The organism is Pumilibacter muris, assembly GCF_943193045.1.
Lineage (GTDB): Bacteria > Bacillota > Clostridia > Christensenellales > Pumilibacteraceae > Pumilibacter > Pumilibacter muris.
In genome coordinates this window covers 1-20,119 of sequence record NZ_CALPCN010000009.1, presented here as the reverse complement: position 1 = coordinate 20,119, position 20,119 = coordinate 1, and the positions used below count along the sequence as shown (strand labels likewise).

General features: G+C 41.0%; 12 protein-coding genes. All 12 read left to right on the top strand.

Annotated elements, in window-relative coordinates; genetic code table 11:
- Positions 1-7: 7 nt before the first annotated feature.
- The 12 genes from NFR62_RS09185 to NFR62_RS09130 all read left to right on the top strand — a co-directional run bounded on the left by NFR62_RS09185 (position 8) and on the right by NFR62_RS09130 (position 20,042).
- Complete coding sequence (locus tag NFR62_RS09185) at positions 8-517, top strand: nitroreductase family protein (protein WP_251617686.1); 510 nt, start codon at positions 8-10, stop codon at positions 515-517.
- Positions 518-654: 137 nt separating this feature from the next.
- Entirely contained in the window at positions 655-7,308 is a 6,654-nt protein-coding gene (locus NFR62_RS09180) for an RHS repeat-associated core domain-containing protein (RefSeq protein ID WP_251617685.1), read from the top strand.
- 13 nt (positions 7,309-7,321) lie between these two features.
- Positions 7,322-8,101: a hypothetical protein gene (locus NFR62_RS09175; RefSeq protein ID WP_251617683.1), complete on the top strand. Its 780-nt coding sequence runs from the start codon at positions 7,322-7,324 to the stop codon at positions 8,099-8,101.
- 135 nt (positions 8,102-8,236) lie between these two features.
- Positions 8,237-8,920: a hypothetical protein gene (locus tag NFR62_RS09170; RefSeq protein ID WP_251617681.1), complete on the top strand. Its 684-nt coding sequence runs from the start codon at positions 8,237-8,239 to the stop codon at positions 8,918-8,920.
- A gap of 11 nt (positions 8,921-8,931) precedes the next feature.
- Complete coding sequence (locus tag NFR62_RS09165) at positions 8,932-9,450, top strand: hypothetical protein (protein ID WP_251617679.1); 519 nt, start codon at positions 8,932-8,934, stop codon at positions 9,448-9,450.
- 447 nt (positions 9,451-9,897) lie between these two features.
- The gene (locus tag NFR62_RS09160) at positions 9,898-15,678 is read left to right on the top strand and encodes an RHS repeat domain-containing protein (RefSeq protein WP_251617677.1); all 5,781 of its coding nucleotides are present in this window, start codon (positions 9,898-9,900) and stop codon (positions 15,676-15,678) included.
- Entirely contained in the window at positions 15,675-16,007 is a 333-nt protein-coding gene (locus NFR62_RS09155) for a hypothetical protein (protein ID WP_251617675.1), read from the top strand. The genes NFR62_RS09160 and NFR62_RS09155 overlap by 4 nt, the downstream gene beginning before the upstream one ends.
- 67 nt (positions 16,008-16,074) lie before the next feature.
- Complete coding sequence (locus NFR62_RS09150; RefSeq protein WP_251617673.1) at positions 16,075-16,941, top strand: RHS repeat-associated core domain-containing protein; 867 nt, start codon at positions 16,075-16,077, stop codon at positions 16,939-16,941.
- 15 nt (positions 16,942-16,956) lie between these two features.
- Positions 16,957-17,415 carry a hypothetical protein gene (locus NFR62_RS09145; RefSeq protein WP_251617671.1) on the top strand — a complete coding sequence of 153 codons (459 nt, stop codon included), beginning with the start codon at positions 16,957-16,959 and terminating at the stop codon, positions 17,413-17,415.
- 251 nt (positions 17,416-17,666) lie between these two features.
- A complete protein-coding gene (locus NFR62_RS09140) occupies positions 17,667-18,533 on the top strand; it encodes an RHS repeat-associated core domain-containing protein (protein ID WP_251617670.1) in 867 nt (288 codons plus the stop codon).
- Between the two features lie 8 nt (positions 18,534-18,541).
- Complete coding sequence (locus tag NFR62_RS09135) at positions 18,542-18,988, top strand: hypothetical protein (RefSeq protein WP_251617669.1); 447 nt, start codon at positions 18,542-18,544, stop codon at positions 18,986-18,988.
- 85 nt (positions 18,989-19,073) lie between these two features.
- The gene (locus tag NFR62_RS09130) at positions 19,074-20,042 is read left to right on the top strand and encodes an RHS repeat-associated core domain-containing protein (protein WP_251617668.1); all 969 of its coding nucleotides are present in this window, start codon (positions 19,074-19,076) and stop codon (positions 20,040-20,042) included.
- The last annotated feature ends 77 nt before the right edge of the window (positions 20,043-20,119 follow it).

Here is a 20,119-nt window from a genome sequence, read left to right as displayed (position 1 = left end):
AAAGAAAATGGAACTGTACGAAGCAATAAAAGCACGCGCGTCGGTGCGCGAATACAGCGGCTCGCCTGTGGAAAAAGCCGCAATAAAAAGAATATTGAAAGCGGGCACGCTTGCGCCGAGCGGAAAAAACGGTCAGATTTGGCGGTTTGCGGTTGTGCAAAAAAACAAAAAATTGTTGCGCGAAATAGCCGACTGCACAGTCTACAAAGATTTTGTTCGCGCCGCCGACTGCCTAATATGCGTGTATTTGGATAAAGAAGAAAGCTACCACTATATTAAAGATTGCCAAGCGGTCGGGGCATGTATACAAAACATGCTTTTGGCGGCAACCGAAGAAAAACTCGGTGCGTGTTGGCTCGGCGAAATTTTAAATCGCGCCGCCGACGTAAGGAAACTTCTTAAAGTTGACGACCGCTACGAACTTATGGCGGTTATTGCGCTCGGCAAACCCACTTTTCGCAAAACCCCGCGCACCACGCGCAAACCTCTTAAAGAATGTATGCTACTAAATAAGTAATTTTTCACGACGTTGCAGGGAACAAGAGCGTCGTTGCGAGCGTAAGCGAAGCAATTATTATGCATGGAACGAACAGAGTTTGTTCCTCGTAATGCCGTAAAAAATAGAAACCCTAAGAAAAATAAGGAGAAAAAATCATGGGAACGATTAAAATGAAAGACAAAACTACGCAAGAAATATCCGACCTCGATGCGCAAATTTTGAAAAACGCCGAAATCGCCGAGAAAGAACAGACGAAAAACTTGCGGTGGGACGACCCCGCAGTGCGCGGCGAAGACGAAGAACATACCGACGAATATTCTCGTTTGTATTATCTGAACAACGGAACGGCAAAGAGCGTCATAAGCGCAACGCCCGTTAACTTTTACGACGACGAAGAAAAGGCATGGAAGCAGATAGACAACACGCTTATAGAGCAAGGAGACGTATTTGTAAACAAGGCGGGCGCGTATAAAACCGAAATAACCAAAGCGGACAAGCGTAAGTCGGTAAAGATGACAAAAAAAGATTTGCAGTTGTCTTGGACGTATTTGGGCAAGCAAAGCGCGGTAGCTCCTTGCGCATTGACCTCCGAAGCAGAACCCGTTACGGCTGTCGCCAAAGAAAACACCGTTTTACAGGTTGAAAAAAACGAAACTGCTGATATGCAAAAAACGTTAAGCCGTGCGGTGTATGAGAATATAGAGCATAGCACCGACCTCGAATACTGCTTGCAAGGCAACAATCTTAAAGAAAACATTATAGTAAAGGAAAAGAGAGACGATTACCGCTATATGTTCGCGCTTAATACACAAGGACTTAGTATGCGGCTTTCGGAAGACAGCACGCAAATAGAGCTGTGTTCGGGTGATAAAACCGAATTTACCATACCTGCGCCGTATATGTACGACGCAGCGGGCGCAATGAGCGAAGAAGTGTATTACGAACTCGATTCGAACGCCGACGGCAGCTATACTTTTGCGGTGGTTGCCGACCCCGAGTGGCTCAACGCGGAAGACCGCGCTATGCCCGTTACGATAGACCCGCAGATTGTAACGGGCGGATTGAGCATTATAACCAAACAAGTGGAGTATAGGTATAGATACACGAGTTCGAGCTCGGGTTATTCTTATTCGTCATGGTATAATTCGGGGGAAACCGATATACGGGTGATGAAAAATTCTTCGCAAGAATACCGTACGAAAATAACGATTAACAAGAGCGCGTTGAATATGCTGAAAAATCGCATAGCAAGCGCCAAGCTTACGCTAACGCCTACAAAGTCTTTCAGCGGATACATGAAAGCGGACGGCATTTATAAATATTATAACGGCGGAAATCTCGAAATTAACCTGACTTCGCAACTTAAAAGCGTGAGTACGAGTAATATCGATATATGGATTGAACCGTCTTATTACACTTACGAATATATAGACGGAAGCTTTTCCATGACAAATAATCCGCCGATACTCGAAGTGGAATATTTCACTAATGAAAATACTAATCCGACAATCGAGGAATTTTCGCTTGCCGGCTGTATGTCCGGTGCGTTAAATCTTGGCACGGGTGAGTTGACTGCGGCGTTCGGAGATGCGACTACTGACGGGACGGCTCTATCACTCGGAATATCGCACCATTATAAAAAGAGCGGAAGAACGTCTAACTTCGGCAAAAGTTGGCGATTGAATGTGGAACAAAAACTTGAGAAAAATACGGATTCCGCTCTTGACGCTAATTATATTTACACCGATGCCGCAGGGGAAAAACATGGTTTCAAAGACTTTTATTATTATCTGAATGCGTCCGATAAAAAAGTGTATGTTACGGATAAAGCGTCTATTACCGTAGAACAGGACGGAAGATTAACCTATTCGGGTTATGAAGTTTTTAAAGAACAAAAAACTATGACGGGCTTAAAAGCCGTGACTCAAGCGGAAGGATTTAAGAATATCGATTTAATCGAGCAACGGCAAGAAGAACAAATCAAATTAGAAGAATCAATCGAAACTTATAAAAATAATCTTAAAGATTTAGTTGTTGTTAATATATCGGACGGAACGATTGCGCGTTCGTTTTCATCCTATTTTTCAGGCGATAAATTAACGAAAGCAAAATTCGATACTTTTATGAATATTACGAGCTCGCAAATGGTAATGCCTAAGAGCGAAGCTATCAATTTAAAAAGTATGCGATTGCAATATGCTGTCGGCGGATTGCAAGATGAGTCGATGGTGTATCAAAATACCGCTTTAACTCGGCAAATAGAAGCTTTGGGGTATCAGGCAAGCGCTCTCGGAATGCAGTATAATTTATTGGGATTGCAAGATGCATCAATGGGATACCAAGATACATCCAGCCAAATCGAGATTGACCAACTTCAACATTATATCAATAACTCGGCTAACCATACAACGGAATGCGGTTGTGATGTGGGAGAGAACGGCTTTTGGAACAGAAGAAAATCGAATCAGACCAATTTAAAAAATAACCTGGCAAGCCAGAGGAAATATATAGGCGCGCAAAAAGATAATACTTCGGCACAAAAAGATAATCTTGAAAAACAAGTTGAAAACACAAAAGACCAACAAACCAATCTTGGCAAACAACGTGCAAACACGAATAGTCAGCGCGGTGTTTTGTTAGAGCAAATTAATTACTTAATAAGTAAACGAGAACTTTATATCAAACAGATTAAACATGTTTTTAAAGAATATATCAATGCCGAGCATCAATTATCGGAATTATATAAGCAAGTGCCCGTTAGCTATTTAATAGACCCTGACAATATTGTGCGGGCATTCAATAAATACGGCAATCTTGTTGCGGTATACGATACGTTCGGAAATAATATTATTATCGATTATGATGCAAAGGATAGGATTTCCGCGATTTACGAAGGAGAAGATAAAAAAATATCTTTCAGATATAACTATTACGGACAACTTACGTCCATAACGGATGCGCGCGGGCGTAAAACAAAATATACCTACAGCAGTACTGCATTATCCACCGCAAATCTTACGTCCGTTACATATTCGGACGGAAGAAAAATTGCTTTCGAATATGATTCGTTAATCGGCAATATTGTATCGGTAGAATCTTCGGATAAGTTAAAAACAGTTTTAACGTATAAAGCGGGAAAACCCGTGTCGATAATAGATTATTCGCTTACCGATAGTATTTCAAAAGGAAAGCACGGCGAAAAAACCCTTATCGAATTGGAGCGCACCACTGTTGAATATCAACTGTATAAAACGGAAATTACGGATGCAAAGGGGATAAAGGGCTGTTATGTGTTTAACGCCGATGGAAATGTTTCTATGCATTATACCGAACATAACGGCATAATTACGGATTCTTACACGCACGATTATGTTGCTTCCACATGCACGTTTAACGTAAAACCCAAAAAGGATGAACACAACTATTTGTCGGGAATAAGTGCGCAGACTAAGTCCGCATCATATCTTTTGAAAGCGATACAGGGGAGTGAACTTGATTCCAAGATTACGGACTATATGTTCGGCGCATATGCTACGGCGAATTCGCTTAAAACGGGAATGCGAATGCAAACGGAATTTTATCGGCAAAATATGAGCACCGACATTGCCGCTAAATTTGAAATTCGAGCGAACGTAATATATACTTCCACGACCAAACAATTTATAGCCTCCTATGACTATTCTAATAAAAACAAACAGTATGCGGCTTTGCCTGTGACGTTACCCAAAGATTCCGACGGAAATGCTGTTTTACCCGTTAGGATTGAATTATATGTGGATTATTCTTCCAACAACGGTTCTGCCGTTTTTGACACGTTTACGTTCCAAGAAGCAGGGTGGAGTTATAGTTTGCTCGACCAGTATGAAAACCCGACTTTAACGGAGTCAAATTGGGATAAGATTAGCGAAACAAAACGTGTAAAAACCGAAACGGAATACTCTTACGACGATAATCAAAAACTTATTAAAGAGAGGACAATAAAACAAATTGCCACTATCGGAGATAGTCTTGAAAAAAAATGTTCCGTTACGGAATATTCATATAATCCGCAGGGATTATTATCGCGCGCAGAGAGCTTTGTGGAAGGCGAAGAAACGGAAAAAGGTATAGATATTACCGAACATTTTTATGACGCAAACGGCAACAAAATAAAAGAAATAAGCTACAATAGCTTAGACAGTACAACTAAATTTTATACCGAGACGGAGGTTTCTCAAAACGGCGTTGTTACGGCGGCTCTCGACGAAACGGGCGAGAACAAAACAATATACGAGCACATTAGCGGCACTAATATTGTTAAAACCGCAATATTGCCCAACGGCGGTAAATTCAGTTACGGACACGGCGAGTATGACGAAGTAACCGGTATTACGCAGAGTACGGCGGACGGCGAGGAAAACTCGATTAAAATGCGGAACGATTTCGGCGAAGTAACGGAAATCACAAGCGGATTGCATACCGTTAATTACGAATACGACCATAAGCGTAGAAAGACAAAAGTAATATTGGATAATAACGATGCTCAGGCAACGAACTATGTATATGACGATGCCACTGCGCAAAACGGATATGTGGCTACTGTTACGGTAAAGAAAAACAATGCCGAATCCGAAACCCGAACCGATAGAAATGGAAATGTATTGTCGCTGAAAGTAAAAGAAGGATCGGACCCGCAAATTCCGTATTTTATCAATAATTTTGCTCCAAACGGATTGCAATCGGATAGTACGGATAACCTTACGGGGAGCACTTTGACCTACACATATGACAACGTAATCAAAGATAGGGTCAACTCGATTGCGCGTACTGCGGGCACAAACGTTGCCGCTATGAACGAAACGAATGTTTTCGATGAGCAGGGTCAGCTCACGAGCAGAGCATTGAGCGGAGCTGTGTCGCATGAGTACGGCTACAAATATAAACCCAACGCCGCAATGGATTTGGAATATATCCGCTTGCCGAACGGACTGAAAGTGTGTCCCCAAACCGACGCTAACAGGCGTGGCAGGGGAAAGATTCTTGAAGATTCGGCGGGCAATAAAGTGTATGGCGAATATATTACATATCTTAAAGTCGGCGATCACGGAACGAATACGATATCCACTATGCGTTACGGTCGCGCTACGGCAAGCGGCTATGCAATTAACGAAAGCTTGCAATATAAATACGATAATTGCGGAAATATCGCCGAAATATGGGAGAACGGTCTGCTGTCGGTTAAATATACTTACGACAAGCTACAACGCCTTATCCGAGAGGATAATCGCGCTTTGGGTAAAACGTGGCTTTGGACATATGATAATTTCGGTAATATACTGTATAAGCGAGAATGCGCTTATACCGTGAAAGCGGAAGAAGAACTCACTTCGTTTTTAGCGGAAATGCAATATTCGTACGACGGCAACTATCCCGACCGCATGATAGGTTTCGGAGAACAAAGCGTAACTTACGAAAACGGTTTGCCGATATGCTATCGCGGGAAAACATTCGGTTGGAACAGAATAGGACAACTCATGTCGGTGGACGGCGTGGAATACGGCTATGACGGCTACGGGAAACGCACGAAACGCGGTGACGTTGTATTTACATATGATATCGGCGGGCGTCTTGTTAAACAGAGCGACGGTTTTGAGTTTTATTACGACGGCAACGGCTTAAACGGATTTAAGTATAACAATAAGCAATATATCTACCGCAAGAACGCGCAGGGGGATATAGCGGGAATACTTGACTTAGACGGTAATACCATAGTAAAATATACATACGACGCATGGGGAAGATGTGAAGTAGAAGACCGCTCGGGAATAAATCTCGGGGCTCTCAATCCGTTCAGATACCGCAGTTATTATTACGACGCAGAAACGGGGCTGTATTACCTTAAAGCGCGCTACTACGACCCGCAAACAGGTCGATTTATCTCGCAAGACGACGTAAGCTATATAGACAGCGAAAAGCTCGGCGGATTAAACCTATACGCATACTGCTTGAATAATCCCGTAGTAATGAACGACCACGAGGGGAATAAACCGAAGTGGTGGCAGTGGCTTATTAGCGGGTTAATGATAGTAGCGGGCGTAGTGTTATGCGCAACGGGCGTAGGCGCGGCGTTGGGAGTATCGTTGCTTGTGGCGGGCGGTTCGATGATGGCGTCGAACATAATGTCGGCGGCAGGCGTTAACGGCAAAGTAGCGAGCATAATATCGTCGTCGCTGAATATAGTGGCGGGAATAGCGTTGTGCTTTACGCCGTTTGCGGCAATGGGCGCAAGCATGATTGGCTCCGGGATAGGCGGCATAGCCGGCGGATTCATAAGCGAAGCGTTAGGCGGCAGCTTTGAGACGGGCGCAATGATAGGCGCAATAGTCGGCGGCATCATAGGCGGGCAAGTTTATAAAGGCGTGCAAGCGGCGTCTGCGGCAAGAGCTGCAAAAGCTACGGCGTCTGCGGCTGCGGGAAGCAAGAGCACTTCTTCGGCGGCGAGTGCGTCGTCGGCTACATCCGGGACTGCTGCTTCTAAGGGGGCTGCGGGTGAAAAATACATAAGCGAGTTAACGGGATACACTAAAAATACAGAAAAAGTTCTTGGAACGCAAAGAATACCGGATTTTTACGAACAAGGTAGCTATTTAATAGAGTCAAAAAACGTAGCAAGACAAGCATTGACTAGCCAGTTAAGAGATTATATGAATATAGCAAAAAGTGAAGGAGTTGTAATGGAGCTATTTGTTCGGCAAGGGACAAAATTGACTTCGAGTTTGAAACAAGTAGTAAATGCCGGCGAAATAATATTAAAATTCTTTCCGTGGTAAATAAGGAGCAAAAATGGAACAAAGAGAGATAGATTTTATATTACCTCATATAGAGGAAATAGAAATGAAATACAGAAATGACCCTAAAAATGCTTATGATGTGCAAGTTGAGCAAAGCCTGTTTAATGAATTAAATGCATTAGGCTATAATTTTGCTTGGAGTTACCAGTTTACAGGTAATACGTTTACTGCAAAAGACAAGGCTGTAATACCTATAGTGATTAAACACCTTGAAATGTTTAAAAATCATAATAAGAAGCATCATTATATAGGATGTTTGGGAGTAAAGGGTTTTTATGACGCAACAGAATATTTAATAGGAGAATACAATAAATATCTTCCTACTGATAATGAAGATAGTATTCTTTATATGGTATCCCAAACGCTTGCCAGAATAAGAGACAAAAGATATATGGACGTGTATTTGGATTATTTAAGCGAGGAAAAGGTGGTTTGCAGTACTTGGTTTATAGTGGAAATGTTAGGCTTTATGCGTTATGAAAAGGCAATTCCGAGTTTTATCAGATTGCTGGACGGCGAACAACGTATAAAAGATTCTTTTTATGGTTCTACCATAGAATGCGGTAAATACTTAGTATCACAAGCTGCAATAACGGCATTGTCGAGGTTTAGAAAAGCCGAATACAAAAAATATATTGAGAAATTTTTAGAGCCTGAAAAAATTCCTTGGATTCAATTTACCGAAAGCAAAGAGAAAAAAAGCAATTTAAGACGCACCTATACTCAATATAGAAATGTAACGAAAAAAGCCTTGGAAAGAATGATTGAGTAGTTTTAAAATAGTACAAAACCTGAGAATATTGTATTTTACAATATTCTCGGGCTTACTATTCTAAGTCTTACTTAACTTAGACGATAATACCATGTAGCGGGCGTAGTGCTATGCGCAACGGGCGTAGGCGCGGCGTTGGGAGTATCGTTGCTTGTGGCGGGCGGTTCGATGATGGCGTCGAACATAATGTCGGCGGCAGGCGTTAACGGCAAAGTAGCGAGCATAATATCGTCGGCGCTGAATATAGTGGCGGGAATAGCGTTGTGCTTTACGCCGTTTGCGGCAATGGGCGCAAGCATGATTGGCTCCGGGATAGGCGGCATAGCCGGCGGATTCATAAGCGAAGCGTTAGGCGGCAGCTTTGAGACGGGCGCAATGATAGGCGCAATAGTCGGCGGCATCATAGGCGGGCAAGTTTATAAAGGCGTGCAAGCGGCGTCTGCGGCAAGAGCTGCAAAAGCTACGGCGTCTGCGGCTGCGGGAAGCAAGAGCACTTCTTCGGCGGCGAGTGCGTCCAAAAATGTGCCGAATCCGGGCGGAAGACACGGCGGACCGGCGCATAAGGCAAAAATTGATTCCATTAAACAGAATTTGACCAAGAAAGGATGGGATGTTGCAGATAAGGAGTTCCGCACATTAACGCCTAACGGGACGAAACCGTATCGTTACGCCGACGTTTATGCAACAAAAAATGGTCAAGAAATTTTTATAAATGTCGGGAAGGCAACAAAAGCAGGTTTGCCGATAGCAAGAGAGGCAAGGGCAATAGCGGATTTTGCAACAGCGGGTATTAAAATAATTTTTATTCCTTATGCATAATGGAGGCAATAATGATAACTGAATTTTGGCAAACGGAAAAAGACTTTATAGAGTTTTTGAATGTGATTTATGATGCAGGTGCGGAATTGTATTCTTATAGGGGGAATAAATACAACGGACTTCCTTTTAAAGATATTTACACCACCGAGTTTCAAGGATTACGTATCTTTTTCAAGGATGCTGAAGTTCCTATAGAGCATAATGAAAAATATACGTGGATATCTTTGGATGCAGAAAGTATTTCGTATCGTGTGCCTGTGCTCGCTAAGGGTGCGGTATGGAATGGCGGGATATGCCTCAGTAAACGTTATGACAGTAAAACGGACACATATTTGCCGCATAGCGAGGAGTACAAGGCATTATTTAAAAAACTATCGAAGTATATAAAAAAGAACTATACGATATCCAAAGACAAATTTGCTTATGCGGGACCCGACTTTTTGAATGAATGGAAAAACGGGAGATTGTTAGCTTGTAATGGACCAGTAAGACAAACCGCTACTTATAGAGCCGAATTCGAAATTAAATAGGGATAAAAATACAAAATATAAATTATGTGAATGCGGCTTATTAGCGGGTTAATGATAGTAGCGGGCGTAGTGCTATGCGCAACGGGCGTAGGCGCGGCGTTGGGGCATAATAAAAAATATGTTTGAAATGTAATGCACCTATTAAGGTGGGTTCACTTTTTCGGGTGCATTACATATTCGTATACTTAGCAAATCACACACAAAAAGACGAGAGCGGGCGTTTGGTGCCGCTTATTGAAACAATTAAATTCGGGAGATGCGGAAAAAGCGTGAAAAACGTGCAACGGTTTCACTCAATTTTTCCGTACGCTCAAATGTTGTAAAAAACGTTTTCGGGCGTTACGCTACCGAACGTAAGCGAAGCAAACCCCTACACGGAACGAACGGAGTCTGTTCTTCGTAATGCCGTAAAAAATAAAAACACTAAAAAAATAAGGAGAAAAAATCATGGGAACGATTAAAATGAAAGACAAAACGGCGGAAGCCGTGAGCAACCTCGACGCGCAAATTCTGAAAAACATCGAAATTGCCGAAAAAGAACAGGCGAAAAACGCAAAATGGGAAGAGCCTACACTTGCGGGCGCGCTGTACGAAGAAAAGAGTATGCGCGGCGAAAACACCAAACTGTGGCGAATGAACGACGGCACAATGCGTCAGATTATATCGCCCAACGCAATTCACTACCGCGACGCAAGCGGCGAGTTGCAAGAAATCGACAACCGCTTACATGAGTGTGATAATGAATTTTGTAATATATGCGGTGAACGCAAATTGACGTTTGCGAAAGACGCGTCTAATAGTGACCTATTAAAAATTCAAAAAGGCAAAACGCAACTTTCATGGGGCTTGTGTAAAGAGCCTAAGTTAGGGTTGTCTATATTACGCTCTGAAGCTTGTGCTATCCCACAGAGTGCTATTGCTGCGGTGAATAATGCCAATGGGAATGTGATATATGGAAATGTAGAAGACGGAGTGGATATAGCGTACGAACTCGCAGGTTCAAATGTAAAAGAAAACATTATAGTAAAAGAAAAGCGTGCCGAATATCGTTTTGATTTTAAATTGCAAACACAGGGCTTAACGGTGGCTTTATCTGAAGATAATCGTAGAATAGAATTGCTTACAACACATGAGCGCGCCGACGGAGTGGTAGAACGTAATGTTGAATACACAATTCCCGAGCCGTTTATGTATGATGCAAACGGCGAAAGAAATAACGAGGTCTTTTATGAAATAGAAGAATCGGCGGACGGGCAATATATTTTTTCCGTAATAGCCGAGTCCGAATGGATTAACGCCGACGAACGTTCAATGCCTGTTACAATAGACCCGCAAATTATAACCAACCAAACATATTTGTTTGCGGCAAAAGTTTTACGCACATCTTGTAGTTCCAGTAAAGTAGATGAATTAACATCGGGATTTATACAAGCTAATAATACCGACGTTTATTATACCGATAAAACAAAACTAACAATTAACAAAAAGAATTTCCCTTTGATAGGACAGACAATTTCTAAAGTCGTAATGACTTTAATACCGTATCGCGTATCGTGTAGCGGCTATATAAAAATCAATAATAAATCATATTATTGTTCTCCCGGAAAGGCGATTGAATGCGATATAACCGAGTCGTTTAATAATGCAAAACAAGAAACATTCCCATTAACTATAGAGCCGAGCGGGCGTGTTAATGTTTCGTTTTATATGTCTGATGTTTATGCGCCTACTTTTTCGCTTGAATATGTTGACGAATATGTGCGCCCTTGTAATCGTCAGTTTGATTTGGTAAAAAATGCCGTTGGAATTTTCAATGTTCCGACGGGAGAAATGGTTGCGGAAATAAACGGTACATCTACATCCGGATTGAGTTTGGATTATGGAATCTCATGTATTTATAAAAAAAGCAATGATAATTTTAATTGCGGTAAGGATTTTAGACTCAATTTAGAAGAAAGACTTACAAGAATAGGATATGAGGAACTTGACGCAAATTTCATATATACGGACTCGTATGGCACTAAATACGAATTTAAAGAGTATTTTTACTATATAGACGATGAAAATCAGAGAATCGAAGTGGAGAGAAAAAATGTTGAAGTAGCTCTTGACGGGACTCTTTCCGACGGGAAGCATACTGTATATAAAGAAGAACGTTCGGCTACCGGATTAAAAGCAACAACTCGGTTGGAAAATATAAAAAACGTTAATTGGTTAGAGCAACGGCAAAGTGAAATTAAACAGTTGGAAGAACAAGTAAACTCATATGCCGGTGCTATGGAATCGTATGGTATTATAAATAAAAATACAGGACAATTAGTGCGTTGCCTACGGTATTGGTATGATAATAATGACTTATTCGAAAATTTTATAAATTTATTGGATGAGAATTATCAGTATATTTTGTTGCCTGAAAATGAAATTTTGTCATATATATCTGCGTGGACAAACGTGTACAAATCGACATCTACCATACCGTATGAATATAAAATTGCCTTGTACAATCAGTTGACGACATACGAATCCAAAAAATATTCTTATATGGAACAAGTTACAAATTATCGCAAGGAGTATGTCAATAAAAAAGCGGAACTCGATTTGCGTAAGCGAATGACGCCTATAAATTACTTGAGCGACGGTACTATCGTTAAGGGCTTTAATGAACAGGGAGAACTTGTTGCTATTTGCGACAACTATGATAACGCTATTATGATTCAGCGTAAAAATAATAGAATCGAGCGCTTATATGATAATAACAATAAGACCGTAGAATTTCAATATGGATTGAAAGGGTTACTTAAAGCAATAACCGACAGTCGAGGAAAAACAACCGAATTTCTATATGATGAATCGAAGCAACTGCAAAGTATCGTATACGCAAACGGAGATAAACTGGAATTTAGTTATATTAATTCATATATTTCCGAACTTCGCGCGCTACCTGCGGGACAAAAAGCAAAAATAAGTTTTGCGGGAAGTCAATTGAAAAAAATCGAATATTACAGCTCTGTAGACATAATACAACATAACAATTTGGTTTTAGGTGGCGACAAAAAACTTAACGAGGTTGCGATTACATATAATTCAAAAGGTACGGTAATAACACAAGACAACGATTTGAAGTCACGAAGCACATATGCTTTTAACGATAAAGGCAACCTTACGGAATATTATTTGGAAGAAGACGGAAAGGTTACAAAGGCAGAACGCTATGATTATGTAAAATTCCAACACGATAATACATTCTGCGCGGAAAAAGATTCGTTGCTTAAAAGTATAAATGACGTGAAATTTAACGACGGTGTTAAAACGTTAATTTCTCTTAATGCATTCAATAATCCGATATTGAAAGAAGTAGGATGGCAAAAACTGAGCGATAATAGTAAACAGCAAGTTGTAACAGTTTATCGCTATGACAATAATCAGAATGTTATAGAAGAACAAGCCGAGATACATACAAAGATAGATAATGACGATACAAAGAAAACTGCTATTACAAGGTATCGTTATAATACGCAAGGAAGTATTGTATATACCGAAAGCTATATAGTCGGCGAGGAAGTTACAACGGGCAAAACGATTGAAGAAGTGATTTATGATGGAAACGGTAATGTACTAAAATCATTTAAGTATAATAGCCTTGACAGTTCTTCGAAATTCTACTCCGAGAGCGAGTATGCCGAAAACGGAAAAGTAACCGCCGAGTTCGACGAGTCGGGCGAGAACAAAACCAAGCTCGAATATGTGGACGGCACGAGCGTTGTGCGCACACAAACTTTGCCCAACGGCAGTAAGTTCTCTTACGGACATGATGAGAACGATACCATCACCGCAATAACTCAAAGCACCGAAGAGGGAGAAGAGAACAGCACGCAAATTGCGTTTACTTGCGGCAAAGTAACTGAACTTCGGAGCGGAAACAACGTCGTCAATTACGAATATGATTATAAGGGAAGAAAAACCGCTATCGACCTTAACGGAACTAAGGATTATGTTCAGTATAAATATGAGGATATTAAAACAAACGGCATAAAAACTGGCGAAAAAATAACCGCTACTATGGCGAACGGGGATATAATAGAGTCCGAGCAGGATTCGCACGGCAATATGCTTAACGCTACGTATAAAACATACAACAGCAAAACAAAAACGCATGATTCTACGCCGCTAACCGTAGCAACTTACGATGCGAAAAACCATGTTAAAACTCTTGCGGATAAAGTATTCGGCGTGACGTACGGTTGGAATTACGATACTTTGGATAGGTTAAAAGAGTATACCGGCGGCAGAGTGAAAGAAAAGTATACATACAATACCGACGGCAATGCGGAAACCAAAACCGTAACAGTAGACGAGCAAAGCAAGCTATATACATACAATTACAAAGACAATGCCGCTAAGGATTTGGAAAGCGTAAGTGTAGAGGGAATAACCGTATACCCTAAGTCTGACTATCTCGGCAGAAATACGGGCAAGGAGATAAAAGTAAACGGCACAGCTATTGCAAGCGAGACTATAGCATACCGCAAAGTTGGCGACCACGCCACGAATATGCCGAGCGCCATGCGATTCGGTAATCATGTTGTAGCGGCGGACGATAAAACGCAATTCGTGCAACTCGACAATCTCAAATACAAGTACGATAACTGCGGCAATATTTCCGAAGTGTGGGAGAACGGAACGCTTGCGGCAAAATATACTTACGACAAGCTCAATCGCTTAACCCGCGAGGACAACAAACAACTCAAAAAGACTACGCTGTTTACCTACGATAACAACGGGAATATACTGAGTAATAGAGAGTTTGCGTTCACGTTAAAAGACACGGAAAAACTTGAAGAACTGCTAGAAACGCAATGCTTGCAATACGCTTACGACGGCGACAGGTTAATGGCGCTAAATTCCGAAAATTTTGTGTACGATATTCTCGGCAACCCCACGACTTATCGCAACATAAATTGCGAATGGACGCGCGGCAGACAGTTAAGTAAATACGGCAACATTATGTTCGAGTACGACGGACAGGGCAGAAGAACCAAGAAAGTAGGTAATACTACAGTAACGTATACCTATGACAGTAACGGCAATCTCGTGTTGCAGGACTATCCGCAAAAGAGCATTAAGTTAAAGTTTCTTTACGATAACAGCGGACTGTGCGCCATACAAAACGGTACGGAAACGTTCTACTACCGCAAGGACGCGCAAGGCGACGTTATAGCTTTGCTTGACAGCGACGGTCTTGTTGTGGTAAAATATGAGTACGACGCATGGGGAAGCTGTAAAGTTTTCGACGCGCAAGGCAACGACATAACATACAAGGAGAACGATGAAACAAGAGCAGTATACAAAAACGAGTTAGGAAACCTGAACCCGTTCCGCTACAGGGGATATTACTACGACGTAGAGACAGGCTTGTACTTCTTGAAAACGCGTTACTACGACCCCGAAATAGGACGCTTCATAACGATAGACGACCTGCAATACCTCGACCCCGAAACCATTAACGGCTTGAACCTCTATGCTTATTGTGGCAATAATCCTATTATGGCTGTCGACCCTGAGGGAACTTGGAGTTGGAAAAAGTTCTGGAAAGGAGTCGCGGCTGTGGCTATAATTGTTGTTGTCGCGGCGGCGATAGCTGTTACGGCGGGAGCGGCAGCTGTGGCGATAGCGGGTGCGCTTGGAGCGACGGCTATTATGGCAGGAGCAATAGGCGCGGCTGTGGCTACAACGGCATTTATTTGCGGCGGTATTGTAGGAAGTATAGAAACAGCAAGCCAGGTAATGAACAAAGGATTAGAAAATATTAACTTGCTTTCGATAGGAATTGCCACAATGGGGGCCTCGTTAGACGGAGCGATGATTGCGGGGGCGGCATTTGCGGGACCTGTAGGAAAGGCTATTCTGGGAGTGTCCAGAACGATTACGGCGGGGCTAAGAAGTTTGGCTTACGGCGCGTCGGAGGGATATGGCGCAAATAGAATTGTTCAAGACATTATTACGAATATGGCTTTAACTGCGGCTGCGAGTGTTATTCCGTTCTTTACAAAAGGAGTGAATACGGGGGTGTTGTTGCCGCAAGGCGCAGTTGCGCAATTTACAGGTATTATCAAATTAGGCACTAATATTTTTAGTAAATTGAAAGGGATAGTTTCTTTAAGCGATTTGTTAAATATGAAGAAAATTTACCCTATAGGACCTGTTGGACCTATAAAAGGACTTATATGAAATGGATAGACTATATATTTGAATGTTTTCATCTAGTTTTTGTTCATGCGGGAGGTGGAACAGATGAAGAATTATATATAAAATCAATGCAAAGATTTGAAAATTCAACCGATTTAGTTGTTGGGATTATAAGTGTGATGGTTGGCACGGCTATATTGATTTGTGCGATAGTGCTAACAAGGCACTTGTGGAAAAAATATCATCCGCCTGAACCGTATAAAGGCTATTATTCGTTGAATGAGAACGTTTGCCCGCATGAAGAAAAATCTTCTTCTGAAAAAAACACTCAAATGTTAGACGAAAATCACCATTCAGAAGATAATTCGTAATAAAATTAACAAAGAAAGCCGTTCGTTTGAGCGGCTTTTTTGTATATTTGACAGCAACGGTATTGTTGTGGTAAAATATGTATACAACGCATGGGGTAGCTGTAAAGTTTTCGACGCGCAAGGCAACGACATAACATACAAGGAGAACGATGAAACAAGAGCAGTATACAAAAACGAGTTAGGAAACCTGAACCCGTTCCGATACAGGGACTACTATTATGACGTTGAGACAGGCTTGTACTTCTTGAAAACGCGTTACTACGACCCCGAAATAGGACGTTTCATAACCATAGACGACCTGCAATACCTCGACCCCGAAACCATTAACGGACTCAACTTATATGCTTATTGCGCTAATAATCCTATTATGGCTGTCGACCCTGAGGGGACGTCTGTTCAGGATTTTCTGACGATATTAGAAAGAATTTTATCTGGGTTTTCTGGAATTTATCAAGATTTTGCGAAAATAGCAAAAAGTTTGAACAAAATACCAAAAGGTATTGGGAAACGAGCTTTTAGACGGTTGCAAAATCAAGCCATTGCGGAATCCAAACAAATGGCAAAAACGTTAGGGAAAGTAGCCTTTGTATTATCAATAGCTACGTTGGCAATAGATATAGGGGCTTCATGGTATAAAAATTATAAGAGTGGTAGCGAACATTGGGTAACGGATTCTATTGTTGATACGCTTTATATAGGGGCAAGATTTGCAATAGGGTATGGCATTACAGCATTATGCAGTCTTATTCCCGTGCCTGTATTGGGTACTGCGTTGGGTATAGGTTTATCCATAGCGGTGGATTATCTAATAACATGGGTTGTAGATAAGACGGGTGTATTAGATACAGTAAAACAATGGGCGGGTCAATTAGGTGCTAAACTTAAAAGTGCTGGGAATCAAATTAAAAATTGGTGGAATGAACTATGGGCGTAGTGTAAGGAGAGTTTTATGAATGAACAAAAATTCAGAGCAAAAGAACAAGAACTAATAGATTATGAAAATAAGGTATATGTCCAAGTTTTAGATTTTTTGAAACCATATAATGAAGAATTGAGAAAGCAAGGAGTTGAAATTGCTTGTTTTAAAGAATATATGTACCCTGATGAAGAAACAGAAGCGGAGCAAATGCCTGATTGCCGATATCCAATTCAAAGAGAGAAGCGTTATGTGGGCTTGATATTATTGCTATTTCGATATATAGGCGGAAGAGATGACAATGAAGATGGGAAAGGATATTTTTTGGATTGGGAAGTTACTGAGTACGGAATTTTTTCATATCTTTTCTTTAAAAAAATATGTCAGTTTCGTAAATATGGCATAAAATCACTTTTAAAAAAAATTGATAATGAGGTAAAAAAGATTAAATCGAATGGTTTTCATAAACAGCTTGAAAAGTATACTTGTTAATAAGAGGTGTTTTCAAATTGTTCAAAGAATTTTATTAAAAGTATTCAAATTTGCCAGAAATAGGAATGACTATCAAGTAAAATTCTAATTCAAAAGGGGATGTTTGTTTTTTTGCAAACGTTCCCTTTTACTATATCTATATAAACCTATGCTAACTTTTTCTTATCCGGAATATAAACGCTTTACCTTGAATGAGAATGTAGGTTTTACCGTTAATACTACTGCAATGCACAAGGGGGGATATAACAGCCATGCTTGACACGAGCGGCGCAGTTGTGGTAAAATATGAGTACGACGCATGGGGAAGCTGTAAAGTTTTCGATATGCAAGGCAACGACATAACATACAAGGAGAACGATGAAACAAGAGCAGTATACAAAAACGAGTTAGGAAACCTGAACCCGTTCCGATACAGGGACTACTATTATGACGTTGAGACAGGCTTGTACTTCTTGAAAACGCGTTACTACGACCCCGAAATAGGACGTTTCATAACCATAGACGACCTGCAATACCTCGACCCCGAAACCATTAACGGATTGAACCTTTACGCTTATTGCGGAAATAACCCCGTGATGAACGTGGACCCGACTGGGCAGTTTATAATAACGTTTTTAGTGGCATGCTTTATAGTAGGAGCTGCAGTAGGGGCTGCAATAGGTGGTGTAATAGCATACAATGCGGCGAAGAACAGCGGAGCTACAGGTTGGGAATTGTTCGGGTGGACAATGGCGGGCATATTCGGCGGGGCTGCAATAGGTGGCGCAATAGGTGCATTTGTAGGTTATGCTGCACCGGCGGTAGGCGCATTCTTTGGTGCAGGCGGATTAGCATTAGTAGGTGGTGGCGCCGTAGTAGTGTCGGCTGCCTCCGCAAAGATATTGGCAGTTCTTGGGTTAGCAGGGCTAATATTATTTGCGAAACTTACGGGAAAAGAAAAATCTTCTGATAAACCAAGTTGGGTTAATCGTGATATGGTAGATTTTGATAAAACAGCGCAAGAAAATGCTCGAGATTTATTAGATAAAAAATATGGTAAAGGTAAATGGATAAAAGGGGCAAGCTCCGAGTTCAGTAAAATAGTTAAATGGATTATGCGTACATTATTTAAAAGATAGGTGGGGTTGTGAGAAAATACTTTTATAATTTATATTTTTGTTACAGTATTGATAATTCGCAAGAAAAGGCAGTAAGTAATTTTAATATTGGATATTTTTCTTCTCAATTGGAGGCGAAAAAAGTTATCGAGAAACTAAAAACGCAACCAGGTTTTTGTGACTATTCAATAGATTGTTTTGTTATTCGAAAATGTGCTGTTAATTTTTCAAAAGAAATATGTTCGAAAAAGGAAGTAGTGTTATATGTTCTTACACATGAATATATGACAGATGAATTTGAATCCATTTGGACAGAATTTGGTTTGTTTGAGGATAAAAAAGCGGCAATAGTAGAATTAAGTAAACATAAAAATAAAGAGCCATACAAGAACTATTTAGAAGGATTTGATATATCAAAATGGCGTGTTGACAAAGATATACAGTGGCAAGAGGGTTTTTCTCATGAAGACGATTAGAATTTAAAAAAGCATCTAATAAGCAGCAAAAAAAGCCGTTCGTTTGAGCGGCTTTCTTTGTATATTTGACAGCGACGGTCTTGTTGTGGTAAAATATGAGTACGACGCATGGGGAAGCTGTAAAGTTTTCGACGCGCAAGGCAACGACATAACATACAAGGAGAACGATGAAACAAGAGCAGTATACAAAAACGAGTTAGGAAACCTGAACCCGTTCCGATACAGGGGCTACTATTACGACGTAGAGACAGGCTTGTACTTCTTGAAAACGAGGTATTACGACCCTGAAACGGGTAGGTTTATAAATGCCGACAGCATAGCTTTTTTAAGCGCGGCGTTTATAAACGGAACAAATTTATATGCCTATTGCTGCAATAATCCCGTTATGTTTTATGACCCTATGGGAACGGGAAGGATAAAAAACTTTTTTAAGAAGTTGGGAAAAGTTATTTTAGGTGCTGTATTATATGCTGTTGGAGCATCTTTGGCAGTGAGCACATTGCCGTTGGCGTTAATTCCCGGCGGAGGGTTTATAACCCAAGCGGGCGTGTCGTTGGCGGCATACGGCGGATTCATGGCGGCTTCCGCGTTCGACGATACAATAAATGCGGATATGCAAGCAATAGGTTGGAATCCGTTTAATACAAATGAGATTGCTGTGGTTGAGTCGGAAAAAGTATCGTTTTATAAAGGTGTGCCCGTAATACGGATAAACGGTTTTGAAGGCAGCTCGGGAACGTTTTTAGGAATCTTTTTAAATCGAGATGTTTATGATGGTGAAACATTACAGCATGAATGGGGGCACACCATTCAACAAGGCATAATAGGTCCGTTACGTTTCGGTATTACGATTGCAATAACTTCGCCTTCTAAGCTTGGCGAACGAAAATGGCCGTCAAAAAAATATAGATACCGTGACAGGCCTTGGGAGATAACGGCGGATATATTCGGCGGCTCGTCTAATTTGCATAGCAAAGAAGATATAAGAGCGGGTTGGTGGTATTTAGCTGCGGCGTTATTATTCCCGCTTGCAAGTTATTTGTTTCTGATTTAAAAAGGAGATAAAAATGTTAAAAAGAGTTGTTGCCGTAATGCTTTTATGCTCAATAGCTTTTGGTTGTTTTGCTTGTA